Source organism: Methylomonas sp. TEB, assembly GCF_047777895.1.
Lineage (GTDB): Bacteria > Pseudomonadota > Gammaproteobacteria > Methylococcales > Methylomonadaceae > Methylomonas.
On sequence record NZ_CP180476.1, the window covers coordinates 1,296,614 to 1,313,232 of the forward strand.

A 16,619-nucleotide genomic window follows, 5' to 3' on the forward strand; every position below is an offset into this window, starting at 1 on the left:
GATGTTGACCTATCTGCTGCGGCGCTTGCTGTTGATGATTCCCACCTTGCTGGGAATTACCATACTGGTGTTTAGCGTGATGGCCATGTCGCCGGGCGGCATCAGCGCGCAGACTCTGATCGGCGGCATGGATATGAAGCCGCAAGAAAAACAGGCTTTGCTGGACTATTACAATAAACGCTACGGCTTAGATCAACCGGCGCCGGTGCAATATCTGCGCTGGCTGAATAATGTCTCGCCGATCGGTTTTGTTAGCGACTCCCAAGGTCAGCGCGGCGAATTTTCCTTCAGCAAGGGTATGGATCTGGGTACCAGCTTTCAATACGGTCGGCCGGTGTCGGACATCCTGGCCGAGCGCATCCCGATTACTTTGCTACTCAATCTGGTCACCCTGCCGTTTACCTATATCATTGCCATCATGGTCGGCATGAAGGCCGCGACCCAACGTGGCAGCGCTTTCGACTTGGGCGCCGGCATGTCAATGTTGGCCTTGTGGTCGATTCCGACCATGTTGGCCGGCGTCTTACTATTGGGTTTTTTTGCCAATGTTCAGTACTTTCAATGGTTCCCGACCGCCGGCATCAGCAGCCGGGAAGCGCAAGACATGCCGTTCCTGCCGTATTGGGACGAGGGTGGCTTCGTGCGCGGTTTCTTGTTGGATAGAATCTGGCATCTGATCTTGCCGGTGATTTGCCTGTCCTACGGCGGCTTTGCCGCGCTTACCAAACTCACCCGCACCTCGATTCTGGAAAACCTGCACGCCGATTACGCCCGCACCGCCCGCGCCAAGGGCCTTGCTGAGAATGACGTGCTGTGGAAACACGTATTCCGCAATAGTTTATTGCCTTTGATAACCGTCTCTGCGGGTTTGCTGCCCAGTTTGTTGGCCGGCTCCTTGATCGTCGAAAACATATTCAGCATCAACGGCATGGGCCAATTGGCGGTGGAAGCCGTGAAAGGCCGCGACCGCGAACTGGTGTTGTCGATCACCTGGATCAGCGGCTTTCTGACGCTGATCGGCTATCTGATTGCCGACTTCTGTTACACCCTGGCCGATCCGCGGGTGAGTTATGACTAAGTCCGTGAGCAGTCGCGAATCTTTTTCTGCGCGGATCTGGCGTAAAACCCTGGCCGGCGTCGGCGTCAAATTCGGCTTGGGCTGGGTAGGGTTGTTGGTGTTTTGCGCGGTGTTTGCGCCGTTTCTGGCTAACTCCATGCCCTTGCTGATGAGCAAGGGCAGTACGATTTCTGCGCCGGTGCTGGAATATTTGTCCGTAGAAGACGCTTGGATCCTGGCTAGTTTTTTCATCGCCCTGGCGGTGTTCCGGCTTAACATCGACGGCGGAAAACAGATTCTGTTGTTTTTATTGGGTAGTGCGTTAGCGGCGCTGCTGGTCAACAGCTTCGTCAAACCGCCAGTGCTGGTGATTTACGACGATTTCCGCGGCCCCGCTTACACGCAAGTGGATTGGAAAATCATGCCGCCGATACCTTATGCGCCGGTCGATTATCTACGCGACTTGGGCAGCAAGGGCCTGGAAGCGCCGTTTGCCACGGAAGGCCATACTCACCTGATGGGAACCGAAGAAAACGGTGCCGACGTCTTAAGCCGGATGATCCACGCCTGCCGGATTTCCTTGAGCATCGGCCTGATTGCGTCGGGTATCGCCTTGGCCATCGGCATCGTCATCGGTGGCTTGATGGGCTATTTTTCCGGCGTCGTCGATATGCTGGGCATGCGCCTGGTGGAAATCTTCGAAGACATCCCAACCTTGTTCCTGCTGCTGACTTTCGTGGCCTTCTTCGGGCGCAGTCTGTACATGATGATGGTGATCATCGGCGTGACCGGTTGGTCCGGATACGCGCGTTATGTGCGCCAGGAGTTTTTGAAACTGCGCAAACAGGATTACGTACAGGCGGCGGTGGCCAGCGGTTTGCCCCTAAGCTCGATCTTGTTCCGGCACATGCTGCCCAACGGCGTCGCGCCTTTGTTGGTGGCGGTCAGCTTTGGCGTGGCCGGGGCGATTCTGTCGGAAGCGACCTTAAGCTTTTTGGGCTTGGGCGTGGTCGACGCGCCATCCTGGGGGGCGATGCTGGATCAGGCCGTCAAGTCATCGACCTTTAACTGGTGGATGGCGGTGTTTCCCGGTGGCTCGATCTTCATGACCGTGTTTGCCTACAACCTGATCGGCGAAGCGTTTCGGGATGCCATTGATCCGCGCTTGTCGGATAAGGCCGGGGTCAAATCATGAGCCAACCCTTGCTGGAAGTCCGCAACCTGCGCACTTATCTAAGGTCCGGCGGCGGCGAAGTTAAAGCGGTGGACGACATCAGTTTCAGCATCCCCAAGGGCGAAACCTTTTGCCTGGTCGGCGAATCCGGCAGCGGTAAGTCGGTTAGCGCCTTGTCGGTGATCCGCTTGTTACCGGACGGTGTGGCTTCGCATCCCAGCGGCGAGATTTTGCTGAACGGGCAGGACTTGCTAACCCTGGACGATCCGGGTATCCGTGCGGTGCGCGGCTTAAAAATCGCCATGATTTTCCAGGAGCCCATGACCTCCTTGAACCCGGTGATGAGCATCGGCGAGCAAATCACCGAAGCGCTGCAATTGCATCATCCCGATATGGACGACGCTGAAGCCACCGAGCGGACTATCAAGGCCTTGGAGCAGGTGCAAATTCCCAACGCCGCCAGCCGCTTCCGCGACTATCCGCATCAGTTATCCGGTGGCCAGCGCCAGCGAGTGATGATCGCTATGGCGCTAGCCTGCCAGCCGCAGTTATTGATCGCTGACGAGCCGACCACCGCACTGGATGTGACCGTGCAAGCGGAGATTTTGCGCCTGATGCGCAAACTCCAGGACGACACTGGCATGAGCATGCTGTTCATCACCCACGATTTTGGTGTGGTGGCGCAGATGGCGCATTGGGTGGGCGTGATGCAGCAGGGTAAACTGGTGGAAGTCGGCGCGTGTAAATCACTACTGCGCAACCCTAAGCATCCCTATACCCAACAATTGCTGGCCGCGGTGCCGGAGAATCTGGCCAAACCGGGCAGGGCGGCCCTAGGTGCCAATCCTTCTGTTCCCGAAACCGCCGAATCGCCAAGCGCGGAAAATCTAACTATTTCACAGGAGCCCGTCGTAATAGCGAGAGCAGAACCCTCTCCCCTCGGGAGAGGGCAGGGTGAGGGGATGCAAATCAATGCTTCACCTTACTCGCCCCCTCTGTCGGATGAGTTGCTGAGTAAGAGCGATAAAAAACTGCTTTCCGTACTGGAGCGCGCCGGCTTAAGGCTACAGTCAACGCAAAACGTTTCGATGAACTCCCCTCACCCTAGCCCTCTCCCGGAGGGAGAGGGGACTACCAGCTCGGCTCGGATAGATGGGGATAGTCATAAGAGTTCCGCTCAAATAGTGACGAAGCAGGGCGAGCCGCTACTGCAAATCCGTGATTTGAAAGTCTGGTTCCCCATCAAAAAAGGTTTGTTCCGGCAAACCGTCGATTACGTCAAAGCCGTGGATGAAGTATCGCTGGATATTCCGCGCGGTGAAATCGTCGCCTTGGTCGGTGAATCCGGCTGCGGCAAAACCACTTTGGGCAGGGCGGTGTTGCAACTGGAATTGCCGACGGCCGGCAGTATCCGCATCGACGGCCAGGAACTCACCGGCTTGTCTGCGCGGGAACTGAGGCCGCTACGACGCAAGATGCAGATTGCCTTTCAAGACCCGCAATCCTCGCTCAATCCGCGTTTGCTGGTGGAAACCACCCTGACCGAACCCATGAAAGTGCACGGCATCGGTGTCAATCAAGAACAGCGTATCGAACTGGCAGGACAACTGCTGGAAGACATGCAACTCAGCCGGGAGTCACTGTGGCGCTACCCGCACGAATTTTCCGGCGGCCAACGGCAACGCATCGGTCTGGCGCGGGCTTTGGCCTTGAATCCGGAGTTTGTGGTGTGCGACGAAATCACCAGCGCGCTGGATGTGTCGGTGCAGGCGGAAATTCTGCAATTGCTGCTCGATATTCGGCGGCGGCGTAATCTGACTTTGTTATTTATTACGCACAATATTGGGGTGGTGGAGTATCTCAGTGATCGGACGGTGGTGATGTATAAGGGGAAGATTGTAGAAGAAGGTTTAACTGCGAAGGTTTGTGGGGCGCCGGAGCATGCTTATACGCAGAGGTTGTTGGCGGCAGTGCCGAGGTTGGTGGTATAGGGGGAGCTGGCATGGTATACGGAAACTTTTTAATCACTTGATAGGCCACATGTGCAACCCCTTGTCGTCATTCAAAGACCCCATACACGAGAACGTTTGAAATGAAGTGCCCACATTGTCAAGTTGATATTCACAGTGCAGCCCACTCACTAAGTGTCGGAAAAGACGCCGACGGTTACTGGGCTGTTGAACTGCAAAATTGCCCTGCCTGCTCAAAGCTGATCATTGAGCTTCGATGCAATGAAGTTATCCATACGCAAGCGGGGCACTGGGAAGGCGAAGTGATCAGTCGCAACTTTGTGCGGCCAAAGTCGAGTGCTCGACCAAATCCGCATCCCGATGTACCGATGGAATTCGCTCAAGACTATATCGAAGCAGCACTTGTCCTCTTTGACAGCCCGAAGGCAAGCGCCGCCTTGAGTCGCCGATGCCTTCAACATATTTTGAGAGAGAAGGCGATGGTGAAGAAGGGCGACCTGGCAAGAGAAATAGATGAAGTGATTAACTCAAAGTCGCTCCCCTCTCATCTCAGCGACGCTATCGACGCAATTAGGAATATTGGAAATTTCGCTGCACACCCAGTTAAAAGCACCGCCACAGGCGAAGTTATCGATGTGGAGCCCGGAGAAGCCGAATGGACCCTAGATGTACTGGATGGACTGTTCGACTTCTACTTTATTCAACCTGAACTACTTGCACGAAAGAAGGCAGCACTAAACGAAAAACTTAACCAAGCGAATAAGCCACCCCTAAAACAATAGGCTATAGGGCCATAGGATGTGCTGAACAAAATGAAGCGCATCAGTCGCGTGATCGCTTGCATCGTGTTGAATTGCCACGACCTATTTTAATGTCGGGTTTCGGCCCGACAGCCGAGATACTTTTCTTTGCTTGTCCAAAGAAAAGTATCCAAAAGAAAAGACACCCGGATGCCGCTCATTCCCTGCGCTCCTCGCTTTTGAACGGGGTTGCCGAAAGGGGCTTCCTGCCCCTTCGTCAACGCGCCGCATCCCTGCGGCGCCCCTAACGGGCTGATCCGTCCAAAAGCTCCGGTGCTCGGCGCGGCATGCGGGAAGAAAACCATTCCGATTTCACGGTAAGGTCGTAAGGCGCAATTCGTAGGGCGTCAATAGGCGTAGCCGTATTGCGCCGTATGTTGGCTTTCAATCATTCGGCGCATGACGCTATCGCTAATGCGCCCTACAAAACTTCGGGTCCTACGCATGCAAGTCGGCTATCTTGCTGATTTGCTCGTTCAAAAGCTCCGATGCTCGGCACGGCATACGCGAAGAAAACCACCCCGATAAAACCATAGGCAGGAATAATCGTAAGCGTTTCCGGCTTTAGTCTGCGACTCGGCATTGCTCCGGTTTCCCATCTTTGAAGGACGGCGAGATACTGATCGGTTCGGTCAAACCTTTCATCAGCAGCAGGTAAGCTTGCTGGTTGATACACACCTTATTGAGTTTCCAGGTTCGGAGTTGGCCTTGAAGATCGATGTGTTCGATACTGATCTGCTCCAGCGGCAGGGAGCGGGCTTCTGGAGGCTTGGCGTAGCTTAGTTGGGTGATGGCGGCCAGTAATGTACCAAAAATTAATTTTCTCATGGGTGGACTCCGGGGTAAGTTTCAGATCAGGTCTGAGCTAATACACGTAAGGGGTTAATAGACGTATCCGTCATGGGCCATCTGTTGGTGTTAAATCATTCGGCGCATGGCGCTATCGCTGATGCGCCCTAAAAGAATTCGGTAGGCCGGACTCGATTTTTGTAGCTGCGCTGGTTGAACATTCGAGCGCCAGATATCCGGCTTTGGCCGCTTGGTGGTTTGAATTCGTCGGCGGGAAACCCTGCTTGGTTATCCTGGCATTTCTTCTAAATGCGTCGAGTCTTTTTCTCCACGCTTCGCCAAAATAACTCGAGCTATCTCGTAGCGAGCTCGTTAATTGGCGTAATTTTGTGCAATCGCTGAGTGCCGAGCGAGAACGACCCACAAAATTATTGAATGCTGCAATTCACGAGGAGGGTTATCGGTTTGGATAAGCCAATTGAGCCATCCTGGTGCAAAACAGCCGGATTTTGGTTGTATCTGGTGCAAATCTCCCGGTGTTTTATCGGTTAAAAATCCCATACATCCAGAAAAATCAAGGAATAGGCTATTTGGCATCAACCTTGCTCTACTTAGATTGTGTTGTTACTCCTACCTGTTCTCATGTGTGGACGTGGCGCTCTGTTTGGTCGAAGTTCTTCGGACAGGCAGGGCGCATTTTTTTGCCCGAGATAAATCTCTCCCGTATTAGCCAACCAACACCAGCTTTGCTCAAAATTTACATTTCAAATGATATTTCTGCACGCGGTAGCGTAGGGTTTCCCGTGTGGTGCCTAGCATCCGCGCCGCGCCGGTGACGTTGGCGTCATTACGGTTTAGCGCTTCCTGGATGATGAATTTTTCCATTTCGTGCAGACTGATGCTGCCGTCCAGCGGAATGAACACGCCTTCCTGATTGACTTTGGCGTTGTGTGTGGCCGTCGTCGCTTGCGGGGCTTGTAGCTGCAACCATTCCACCGGCAAATTATGATCGTTGGACAACAACACGCAGCGCTCCAGCACATTGTGCAGCTCGCGGATATTGCCGGGCCAATCGTAGCTTTTCAGCATCTGCCAGGCTTGCTCCGGAATGTGGCTGACCGACTTGGCCGATTTGCGATTGCATTCGGCGATGAATTGCGGCACCAATTGATCCAGGTCCTGCTTATGTTCGCGCAGGGCCGGCATGCGGATGTTGATGACGTTTAAGCGATGATACAAATCCCGGCGGAACAAGCCTTCGGCGACTTTTTCCACCAAGTCTAGGTTAGTGGCGGCGATGATTTGTACGTCGATGTTTATCTCGGTTTCGCCGCCAACCCGGCGGATGCGTAGATCTTCCACGGCTTTTAACAGCTTGCTTTGCAAATCCAGGTCCATTTCGCCGATTTCATCGAGAAACAGTGTGCCGGTATGCGCCTGTTCAAACAGGCCGCGATGGCGTTTTTTCGCGCCGGTAAAAGCGCCGGCTTCGTAACCGAATAATTCGGCTTCCAATAATTCGCGCGGCAGGGCGGCACAGTTGATTTCGACCAGCGGTGCGGCGGCGCGGCTGCCGGAATAGTGCAGAATCCGGGCGATCATGCCTTTGCCGGTGCCGGTTTCGCCGCTGACGATCAGGCTGGAGAACGGTACGTTGGCGATTTGTTTCAGCATGGCCCGCAGCTGGTTCATGGCCGGGCTGGAGCCGATCAAGCTGTCGATGCTGTATTGATGGTTCTGCGAAGCGGTTTGCTGCTCCAGGCGGCGTTGGGCGCGGGCGCTGCGGGCGGCGCCTTCCACTAACAGATTCAAGCGGTCCAGCGAGCAGGGTTTTTCGATAAAGTCGTAAGCGCCCAGGCGCACCGCGCGCACCGAATCGGCGACGCTGCCGTAGCCGGTCAGAAACACCCATTCGCTGCTGCCGATTTCCGGTTTGAGTTTCTCCAGCAAATCCAGGGCGTTGCCGTCCGGCAGGTTCATGTCCGATAACACCACCAGCGGGTCCAGCGCTTGTCCGCTGAGAAACTGTTCGGCTTGTTGCAGGGAATGGGCAATACTGACTTCCCAGCCACCCTTGCTAAAGTAACGCGCCAATTCGGAGGCTAACAGGGCTTCATCTTCAATAATTAACAGGGTATTGGTCATCATGGTTATGGCTGGTTTGCGAGTTACGGCATTGTATGCGATTGACGGGTATTCGCCGGCGCATTGCTGGAATTTGTGCGGGTGTGTCGTTTCAAGTCAAAGGTAAGCTCAGGCTGACCCGGCCGTGGCCGGCGGCATCGTTGTCCAGTTTGAGCTGGCCGCCCAGGTCTTTGGCGAAGCGCTGCACCATCACCAGCCCCAAGCCACTGCCTTTTTCCTTCAAGCTGACAAACGGACGAATGCCTTGCCGCAAGAAGGCCTCATCGAAGCCGTCGCCGCTATCAATTACCGTCAGCGACAGGCGCTGGGCGTCTTGGGCAATATGCACCGCTACGCTACCGTTGCGGGTGCCGATGGCCTGCACAGCGTTTTGCAGCAAATTTAACAGGGCTTGGCGGAATTCGATTTCCGGCAGCATCAAGGAACTGTCGGCTTTGCCCTGCACCGTAAATTGGATTTTATCGGTGGCCTGGTATTTGAATAGCGTGATCAAGTCGTTGACGACTGCATTCACATCGGTAGGCTGGGCAATTTTATTGCCATGGCGCGCCGAGCTCAGCAGGTCGTTAAGGTGGTTGGTCAAGCGTTGCACTTCGCTATGCAATAGACCGATACGCTGGCGCAGATCGGGGTCGATGGCTTCGGACAGCAAATTTTCCAGCGCAAATTGAATAATCGCCAGCGGATTGCGCAATTCGTGGGCGGTGCTGGCGGCCATTTCGGTCAAGGCTGCCAAGCGCTCGGCTTTTGCCAGGCGCTGGCTTTGTTCGAGTAAAGCGTGACTGGTCTGCCGCACTTGCTGCTCCAGGCGATTGGTGTAATGCAGATGCTCCTGTTCCAGTTCGATCAAGTGCTCGACCAAGTGATTGTAGCGGTCGAACAAGTCTCGCAAGATCGGGTCGGCCGTTTCGCGGGTGATCGGCTGCTTCACGCCTTCCGCCAGGCCGGACAATAAATCGCGTAGCGCATCCAGCGGCTCTAACACATTGTTGCGAAAAAAATAATGGCCGATCCAAAACAGCAGCAGCGGCAAAATGACAGCCAGTTGCAGTTCCAACTGGCTGTCGTCCTCAACGCCGATCAGCATTTTCTCTTCTTCGTTGGTTTGCCGATCCAGGACTTGCCGGATCATATTCACGGAATCGATCAGCGCCTGCGGATCGCCGTTGCTGGCGGCGGCGAATTTGGCTTGCAGGGTGTTCAAATCGACCGAGACCGTGAAATCAGTGCCGTTGTTGTGGGCTTGCAGTAAATCCAGCAGTCGATCTTGTATGTCATTCAGGTGTTCGGCCGACAGGTCAGGATTGCTGCGATGCAAGGCCAATTGCGATTGCAACTCAAGCAACTCGAAGATCGTTTCTTCCAAATGGTGGCCTTTACCAATGTCGGTTTCTATAGTTTGGATGCGTTGATGATTGCGCCAGGTAAGGCGGCCGATGGCCAGCAGTTCGCCGATCACCAATATGCTCATCACGATCGTGACGAAAATGACCGGACGTAGCAAAAGTTTTAGCATATTCGAGATCTCAGGTTGTTGACGGCCAAGCGCAGCGCCAGTTTGCGGGCAGATCCTTTCAAATTTTACGCCGACTCAAGGGATGATTATCAAATGTCTTGCGTACCTGCCGCAATTGCGCCAAAACCTGTTCGATACGGTTGCCGTCGTTGGGCTTGAGTAGGGTAAAGCACTCGCTGCTGCGTACGAAGGCCGACAAAAAATCACCCATAATGCGTTGTTGGGTTTTGTATTCGGCCAGCGCAGCCCGCTTTAAATCAATTTGCGCGGGCGATAGATTGACGCAAGCCCGGCTATGGCCGCGCAGCGGCAAGTCAGCGGGCAATACCAGCGGTTGATCGCTCCAGTCCTGCGCAATGCCCCAATTGGAACCGGTCGGCCAGCCGTGTTGCCAATGAATCAGATAGGCCAGTAATTTGGGTTGTGGGTGTGGTGTCGGGGTTTCCAATAGCCATTGATGGACGGCCAGCAGCGTAAACATACCCAAGCCGGCATGGTCGGAATCGTTTTCCATCACATCCGGGAAGGCGATGATCGTGGGTTTGGTATCGCGCAGAATGGCTACCAGCTCGTTGAGTAGATCCTGGCCGTCTTGGGCAAGTCCCCGATCTTCCGCTTCCCGGTAGGGAACGTGGTCAAAGCCGGTATATTCCGAGCGCATCGGCTGGTTGCGCCGCCAATGCGAGATCAACGCCGAGTAGATACTGCCATCCGAGAAGCCGAGTAAATCCAGATGGATAAAGCCATTGCCGAGCAGCTGAGCCGCGCGCCGCGACTCTTCCAGCCGCTTTTCGCCAAAGTCCAGATAATCCGCTGTAGACGGGTTGCGTTTACCGCTATCCAACATCACCGCGCCGACGTAAGCATCGCCGGCGGTGACGACCGAGCTGCGCACTGTGCCGCCGTTTTGCAATACTTGTTGAATCAGGCCGGCAGCACTCAAACTTTCATCGTCGGGATGCGGGGCCAGCACCAGCAGGCGTTCGCCCTTGCCAATTGCCAAAGATTGTTCCGCTACGCTAATGTCCGGAGTAAGCAGTAACAGCAGACAAATGCTTAGATGCTTTAAAGAGGGGGGCATGGGAACTCCTAAAGTTTTGCCTAGAACTCAAAATGCGCTCTGACGCCATAGACATCCACCGGCCCGCGGTCCGCGTTATAAGCCGGATTGGCGATGTGCTGGTAATCCAGCGTCATCCAGGCCGAAGGAAGCAAGCGCAATTTGTAATAAATGTCCACCACTTGCTCGGGCCGGTAACGCAGATTGCCGTCACCGATAAAACCGTCCACGCCGCCCAGGCGCAAATACTCGGCATGTCCGGCGGAAATCCAGCTGCAAGCGTAAGCGACTCCGAGAGCATCGTAATGCCGGCCCCAACTGTCGCCGCCGATTAAGCTGCCGAAGGATAGCGAGCGATCCGCCGAGGTATAGGAATACACTTCGGTTTTGCCGTCGCTGACCATGCCGCGTAAAAACACGCCGACGCCGTCGATTAACTGTTGTTCCAGATTAATGCCTATGCCGGTTTTGATGTTGGCTTTGCGCACCCAGCACAGATCCGGGGCGCTACTGTTCGTAGAGTCGTAATTGAAGCTTGTGCAATTGGCGGCGTTTTGCGCCGAGTTGGCTTGGTAGGCAGCGATGGCCTCGTCCCAACGACCCATCCGTTCCCGGTTCCGGTAGGCTAACAGCCTGACCGCACCCGGTTGTTTAAATAGGCTGTGGCGATGCTCGATTTCCATTTGATCGCCGTAATATTTGAACATCCGAAAATCCAGCGGCAAGTCGTTCGGATTTTGTGGCGTGGCGAAGCGGCCCAATCGGAAGGTCCAGTCGTCGAAATAATATTCGGCCGCCAAACCGACGCTGTAGCCGCGGGCGTCGGCGGCAAAATCGTATGCGGCATTGGTCAGAAACGCCATGTTCAGAAACTGCTGGCGTAAATCGGCGGCGTAGCTGTTTTTATCGAAAATATCCAGGATACTGAGATTGCCGCCGGTGATCACCAAGCGCCGGCTGTCGGCATTGCCCGCCAATTGCAGTGGGCCAGAGCTGACCGCATGGTTGTCGCCGCCCAGATTAAAGGTTTGTTTTAAGTAAAAGCGCGATTTATACCAAGTTGCGCTGACCGAGCCTGACTTTTGCAACTCAAAGTTTTGGATGCTGCCGCCCAGGCCTTTCAAGTCCGACAAGGGCAGTTCGGAAATCATTTCCGGCGCCAGATAGATTTCGCCGCCTTGCCAGGCCTTTAAGCCAAAGTAGGCCGTGACGGTGCCGGTGAAACTGCGTTCGGCGTTCGGCAGCAGCGAGTGCGGCGTACCGTTTAGGTTGGTGTATTGGGCAGGGAAGGCCGGTTTCCAGCTGGATATGTAAGTGGCCTGGCCATAGGCATTCCAGTGTTCGTCGACCATATCGTGCAGGTCGTGGTCGGCCAGCAGCTGCATAAACGAAAAGTTTCCGTCGTCGGCAGCAGGCTGTAATTCCTCGGCATCCGCGTTGGCAAAATAAAGCGTTAGTGCCAGCAGTGTGCCGTAGAAAAATGCCGGGAGAGATCGATGGCTCATGGGGTTCAGCCCAAATCCTTATCCCGTTCGCCGCTGCTGACGCGGCCGCCTTCCAGCACGTCCAGAATATACACCTTGCCGTCGCCATGATGCCCGCTATGGGCCGTGCGCATGATAGTCTCGAAAATAATCTCCACTAAGTCGTCGGGTGCGAAGATCTCTAGGCGTTTTTTCAAGAGAAACGGCTTGTAATCTTGGCTGTGCTCGGTCCGCTCGCGGCCGAAGCCTTCGCAATCCATGATCGACATTCCCGGAAAACCCGGTATTTCCAGTAATGCCATCGTGATCTGGCTGAGCTTGTGCGGCTGCACGTAGGCGCGAATTTCTTTCATAGTAGTCCCCTAAAGCTCGTCAGGCTCGGCAAAATAACGATACAAAGCGGGTAGCAAGGTTAAGGTCAAAATCGTGGCGGTGATCAAGCCGCCGATGATGACAATAGCAAACGGTTTGGCGGTTTCCGAACCGACGCTGGTGGACAGTGCAGCCGGAAATAAACCCAGCATCGCCATTAAGGCTGTCATTACTACAGGCCGTAAGCGGCTTACGGAGCCGTTGACGATGGCATCATGCAGTTTCTGGCCGTCCCGGCGCAATTTGTTCAATTGCGAGACCAAAATCACGCCGTTCTGCACCGCAATCCCAAACAAGGCAATAAAGCCGACGGCGGCGGACACGCTTAGGTTAATGCCGGTAGCCAATAGAATCAGCAAGCCGCCTATCATCGCAAACGGCACGTTCATCACGATCAGCAAGGCATTTTTAACCGACATGAACGCCCAGAACAGCAACACGAAAATGAGTCCCAAACTAATAGGCACGATGATGGCTAAACGTTTCATCGCCCGTTGTTGATTCTCGAACTGGCCGCTCCAAACGATGTGATAGCCGGGCGGCAAATCGACTTGCGCAGCGACTTTTTGTTGGGCCTCGGCCACGAAGCTGCCTTGGTCGCGGTCGATTAGGTTACATTTGATGGCAATTCGCCGCATATTGTCTTCGCGGCTGATACGGGACGCACCTTGGTTGATTTTGATGGTGGCCAGCTCGGAGAGCGGAATGCGTTGGCCGGTTGGGGTTTGCACCGTCAAACTTTCCAGATTGGCCACCGAATTGCGGGCGCTATCCTCGTAACGCAAGGTGATGTCGAACCGGCGTTCGCCCTCCAGAAACTGCGACGCCGCCTTGCCGCCCATGCCGATTTCCATCACCCGTTCCACATCGGCGACATTGATGCCGTAGCGGGAAACCTTGGTCCGGTCGATATCCACGATCACTTGCGCCAGGCCGGCCTGCTGTTCGGCGGCGACATCGGTGGCCCCCTGTATGCCGGCCAGGATATGCGTGACTTGATCGGCTCTGTCCTGCAAGGTTTGCAAATCGCTACCAAAGATTTTGATGGCGATTTCGCCCTTCACGCCGGAAATGGCTTCTTCGACGTTGTCCTGAATCACCTGGGAAAAGTTGGTGAGTATGCCCGGAAAAATCGCCAGCGCCTTGTCCATGGCCTGCACCAGATCGTCTTTGCGTTTGTAACGCCAGGTATCCTTGGGCTTTAAATCGATCAGCACTTCCAGGTTGTTGAAACCTTTGGGATCGGTGCCGTCTTCCGGGCGGCCCAGCTGGGTGATGATGGTTTTGGCTTCCGGAAAGGTTTCCAGGGTTTCGCGCACTTGCTGTTCCAGTTGTTTGGCCGTGCTCAGCGATACGGGCGTCGGCAGCGTGATGGTCAGCCAGATATTGCCCTCGTCGAGTTTGGGCATAAACTCGGTGCCGATTAGTTTTACAGACATGAAGCTCAGCACCAGCGCGGTGATCGCGCTAATAAACACCGTTCGCGCATGCCGTAATACCCACTCCAGCACTTGACGGTAACGATGTTCCATCGCATGCACCAGCGGATTGTGTTGTTCTGCCAACTTAGGGCCCAGTAGATAGGTGAGCATGGCCGGCATGAAGGTTAGGCTGAACAGCATGGATGCCACCAGTGCAAAGCTCAGGGTGTAGGCCATCGGCGAAAAAATTTTGGCTTCCACGCGCTGGAAGGTAAAAATCGGCAAGAAAGCAATGATGATAATGGCCTTGGAAAACAGGATGGGCCGGCCCATTTCAGTGGCGGTGGTGAGCAGCGATTGCCGCAGATGGCGAATATCGGCGTTGCGTTGCAAATCCAGCGTGACTTGCACCATCACGGCTTCCACCAATACCACCGCGCCGTCAACGATGATGCCGAAGTCGATGGCGCCCAAGGAAATTAGATTGGCAGAGATGCCGCCCAGATCCACCAAAATGAACGCGAACAGCAAGGAGAGCGGGATAATCAGCGTCACCAGCAGCGCCGCGACGAAGCGCCGCAAAAATACCAGCAGGATAATCAGGATCAACACCGCGCCTTCTATCATGTTGTGTTCGACGGTATGGATGGTGTGGCCTACCAGTTCGGTGCGATCATAGAATGGTGTGATCTTCACGCCCGGCGGTAAGCCGAAGTCGTTGAGTTCCTTGATTTTCTGTTTCACCCCATCCAGCACGTTGACCGCGTCGCGGCCTTTGATCAACAACACGATGCCCTCGACCACATCGTCGCGCTGGTTCATGCCCACCATGCCATTGCGCGGCTGCGGCCCAACGCTGATGTCCGCGACGTCTTTGATGCGCACCGGTACGCCGTCGTTGGTGGTGACGACGATTTCGCCGATTTCTTCCGCTGACTTTAACAAGCCGGTGCCGCGCACCACCAGGGCTTCGTCGCCGTGTTCGATGTAGCCGCCGCCGGTATTGGTGTTGTTGGCGGCAATCGCCTGAAACACCTGGTTCAGGTCGATGCGATAATTTTTTAAGCGGTCCGGCTTGGCGGCGACTTTGTATTCCTTCACGCCGCCGCCGAAACCGACCACGTCGGCAACCCCCTGCACCGAGCGCAAGCGCGGCTCGATGATCCAATCCTGCAAGGCCCGTTGCTCAATCAGTGGCAGATTTCTGGCATCGATCACGTAACGCAAAATCTCACCGACGCCGGTGGATAGCGGACCCAGTTGTGGTTTGGCTTCGTCGGGAATCTCGGCATATTGCAGACGCTCCAGTACTTGCTGGCGCGAGAAATAATCTTCAGCGGTGTCATCGAAAGTCAGTGTTACCACCGAAAGGCCGAAGATGGATACAGAACGCATATTCAACAAATGCGGCAAGCCGTTCATTTCCCGTTCGATGGGCAGCGAAATCTGTTTTTCCACTTCTTCCGGCGCTTGGCCGGGAAACTGGGTGACGACCTGCACAAAGACGTTTTGTACGTCCGGAAAGGCTTGTACCGGCAAATTTTCGAAGGCGATGATGCCGGAGACGGCAATCGCCAAGGTGGCACCGATCACCATCAGCCGTTGTTGCAAACAAAACGCGATAAGACGCTCGATCATGATAGGGTCCTGGGTAAGGCGTTAGGGCTGATGGGTACTTTCGGTTTCGACTTCTTCTTCGGCGCGCAGCATCAGCGCGCCTTCTGTCACCAACTGCTCGTTGGCGTCCAGTCCTTGCGTGATGACCGCCCGGTCTTTCAAACGCAAGCCGATCTCGACCCGGCGCTGCCGGTAGCGGTTGTTATCCAGGGCGGTGAAGACATAATCGGCATCGCCTTCGGTAAATACTGCGGTCAATGGAATCACGAAAGCTTTGTCGTCCGCAGTGCTTTCCACGTTGATGGTGGCATACATACCCGGTAGCAGGCGGCCATCCGGATTGTCTAATTTGCATCTGACTTGCACGGTGCGGGTGGTTTCGTCCAGCACTTGACCGATGTACTGCACCGTCGCCGTAAAGGTCTCGCCGGGGTAGGCGGGTACCGACACGGCGACTTGCTGCCCCAGTTTGATTTTGCCGATGTTGACTTCAAACACCTCCATCAGCACGGTCAAATGTTTGAGATCCGAAACCACAAACAAGGGCGTATCCAAATCCGGGCGTACTTCCATGCCCGGATTGACGTTGCGTTCCACGACGATGCCTGGCAGTGTCGCCCGCAGCGCGAAGCGGCCGTCGGCTTGGCGAGCGGATAAGTGCAGATTTTTCAAGCGGTCGGTAGCGCGTTGCAGGTCGCTGCGGGCGCTGCTCAAATCGCTCTGCGCTTGTTCCAGCTCCTTGCGGGAAATGGCTTTGCCGGCGTACAGTTCCTGTTGCCGATTGAAAGCATGGCTGGCGAGGGTGACCGCTGTTTGCGCCTTGGCGAAATCGGCTTCCGCATCGGCGACATCCGGGCTGTCGAGTTCCAATAAGGTCGAGCCAGTCTGCACCGGCGAGCCCAGCGCAATCGGCGTGGTGACAACCCGGCCGGCGACCGGCGAGCTGATACGCGAGGTCAGGCTTTCGTCATACACGATTTTGCCGGCCAAAGGTTCAAGCAAAGGATGTTGTGACAAGCTCAAAGGTGCGGTTTTGACGTAGGCTTTTTTGGGCGAGTCGGGCGCCAGTAACACTTCGCCGACAGGCGTGGACGGTTTGGGCGGAGTTGGCCTATGGTCGGCAGAGTCCGAACAACCCAATAATAGGTGTGCGGCCAGCACACAACAGCAGAACAGCGATATTTTGGTGAAAGGTGGCATGGAAGTATTCATAT

General features: G+C 55.1%; 12 protein-coding genes. 4 read left to right on the forward strand and 8 right to left on the reverse strand.

Annotated elements, in window-relative coordinates; genetic code table 11:
* Nucleotide 1: 1 nt before the first annotated feature.
* The 4 genes from ACMXD4_RS05920 (at nt 2) to ACMXD4_RS05935 (ending at nt 4,983) form a co-directional block, all read left to right on the forward strand.
* Nucleotides 2-1,078 (forward strand): ABC transporter permease, encoded by a 1,077-nt coding sequence (locus ACMXD4_RS05920; protein ID WP_415880138.1) that lies wholly within the window; start codon nt 2-4, stop codon nt 1,076-1,078.
* Nucleotides 1,071-2,252: an ABC transporter permease gene (locus ACMXD4_RS05925; protein ID WP_415880139.1), complete on the forward strand. Its 1,182-nt coding sequence runs from the start codon at nt 1,071-1,073 to the stop codon at nt 2,250-2,252. Before ACMXD4_RS05920 ends, ACMXD4_RS05925 begins: the two co-directional genes overlap by 8 nt.
* Entirely contained in the window at nt 2,249-4,222 is a 1,974-nt protein-coding gene (locus tag ACMXD4_RS05930) for an ABC transporter ATP-binding protein (RefSeq protein WP_415880140.1), read from the forward strand. The genes ACMXD4_RS05925 and ACMXD4_RS05930 overlap by 4 nt, the downstream gene beginning before the upstream one ends.
* A 101-nt stretch (nt 4,223-4,323) precedes the next feature.
* Nucleotides 4,324-4,983, forward strand: a complete 660-nt coding sequence (locus ACMXD4_RS05935; RefSeq protein ID WP_415880141.1) for a DUF4145 domain-containing protein — start codon at nt 4,324-4,326, stop codon at nt 4,981-4,983.
* Between the two features lie 582 nt (nt 4,984-5,565).
* Here the strand turns inward: ACMXD4_RS05935 and ACMXD4_RS05940 are convergent.
* From ACMXD4_RS05940 to ACMXD4_RS05975, 8 genes are all read right to left on the reverse strand, one after another.
* On the reverse strand, nt 5,566-5,829 hold the full coding sequence (locus ACMXD4_RS05940) for a hypothetical protein (protein WP_415880142.1): 264 nt from the start codon (nt 5,827-5,829) through the stop codon (nt 5,566-5,568).
* Nucleotides 5,830-6,540: 711 nt separating this feature from the next.
* Nucleotides 6,541-7,935 (reverse strand): sigma-54-dependent transcriptional regulator, encoded by a 1,395-nt coding sequence (locus ACMXD4_RS05945; protein WP_101052957.1) that lies wholly within the window; start codon nt 7,933-7,935, stop codon nt 6,541-6,543.
* Nucleotides 7,936-8,026: 91 nt separating this feature from the next.
* Nucleotides 8,027-9,451, reverse strand: coding sequence for a sensor histidine kinase (locus ACMXD4_RS05950; protein WP_033157973.1), 1,425 nt, complete (start codon nt 9,449-9,451; stop codon nt 8,027-8,029).
* Nucleotides 9,452-9,509: 58 nt separating this feature from the next.
* Entirely contained in the window at nt 9,510-10,532 is a 1,023-nt protein-coding gene (locus tag ACMXD4_RS05955; protein WP_101052904.1) for a PIG-L deacetylase family protein, read from the reverse strand.
* 20 nt (nt 10,533-10,552) lie between these two features.
* On the reverse strand, nt 10,553-12,016 hold the full coding sequence (locus ACMXD4_RS05960) for a carbohydrate porin (protein ID WP_225893039.1): 1,464 nt from the start codon (nt 12,014-12,016) through the stop codon (nt 10,553-10,555).
* A 5-nt stretch (nt 12,017-12,021) separates the two neighbouring features.
* Nucleotides 12,022-12,348: a P-II family nitrogen regulator gene (locus ACMXD4_RS05965; RefSeq protein WP_033157971.1), complete on the reverse strand. Its 327-nt coding sequence runs from the start codon at nt 12,346-12,348 to the stop codon at nt 12,022-12,024.
* Between the two features lie 9 nt (nt 12,349-12,357).
* Nucleotides 12,358-15,426 (reverse strand): efflux RND transporter permease subunit, encoded by a 3,069-nt coding sequence (locus tag ACMXD4_RS05970; RefSeq protein WP_171696271.1) that lies wholly within the window; start codon nt 15,424-15,426, stop codon nt 12,358-12,360.
* A gap of 21 nt (nt 15,427-15,447) precedes the next feature.
* The gene (locus ACMXD4_RS05975) at nt 15,448-16,617 is read right to left on the reverse strand and encodes an efflux RND transporter periplasmic adaptor subunit (RefSeq protein ID WP_415880143.1); all 1,170 of its coding nucleotides are present in this window, start codon (nt 16,615-16,617) and stop codon (nt 15,448-15,450) included.
* Nucleotides 16,618-16,619 lie beyond the last annotated feature (2 nt).

Excerpts from the sequence above, each read along its gene's own strand:
- ACMXD4_RS05920 (WP_415880138.1), top strand. The coding sequence starts at position 2 with ATGTTGACCTATCTGCTGCGGCGCTTGCTGTTGATGATTCCCACCTTG.
- ACMXD4_RS05925 (WP_415880139.1), top strand. The coding sequence starts at position 1,071 with ATGACTAAGTCCGTGAGCAGTCGCGAATCTTTTTCTGCGCGGATCTGG.
- ACMXD4_RS05930 (WP_415880140.1), top strand. The coding sequence starts at position 2,249 with ATGAGCCAACCCTTGCTGGAAGTCCGCAACCTGCGCACTTATCTAAGG.
- ACMXD4_RS05935 (WP_415880141.1), top strand. The coding sequence starts at position 4,324 with ATGAAGTGCCCACATTGTCAAGTTGATATTCACAGTGCAGCCCACTCA.
- ACMXD4_RS05940 (WP_415880142.1), bottom strand. The coding sequence starts at position 5,829 with ATGAGAAAATTAATTTTTGGTACATTACTGGCCGCCATCACCCAACTA.
- ACMXD4_RS05945 (WP_101052957.1), bottom strand. The coding sequence starts at position 7,935 with ATGACCAATACCCTGTTAATTATTGAAGATGAAGCCCTGTTAGCCTCC.
- ACMXD4_RS05950 (WP_033157973.1), bottom strand. The coding sequence starts at position 9,451 with ATGCTAAAACTTTTGCTACGTCCGGTCATTTTCGTCACGATCGTGATG.
- ACMXD4_RS05955 (WP_101052904.1), bottom strand. The coding sequence starts at position 10,532 with ATGCCCCCCTCTTTAAAGCATCTAAGCATTTGTCTGCTGTTACTGCTT.
- ACMXD4_RS05960 (WP_225893039.1), bottom strand. The coding sequence starts at position 12,016 with ATGAGCCATCGATCTCTCCCGGCATTTTTCTACGGCACACTGCTGGCA.
- ACMXD4_RS05965 (WP_033157971.1), bottom strand. The coding sequence starts at position 12,348 with ATGAAAGAAATTCGCGCCTACGTGCAGCCGCACAAGCTCAGCCAGATC.
- ACMXD4_RS05970 (WP_171696271.1), bottom strand. The coding sequence starts at position 15,426 with ATGATCGAGCGTCTTATCGCGTTTTGTTTGCAACAACGGCTGATGGTG.
- ACMXD4_RS05975 (WP_415880143.1), bottom strand. The coding sequence starts at position 16,617 with ATGAATACTTCCATGCCACCTTTCACCAAAATATCGCTGTTCTGCTGT.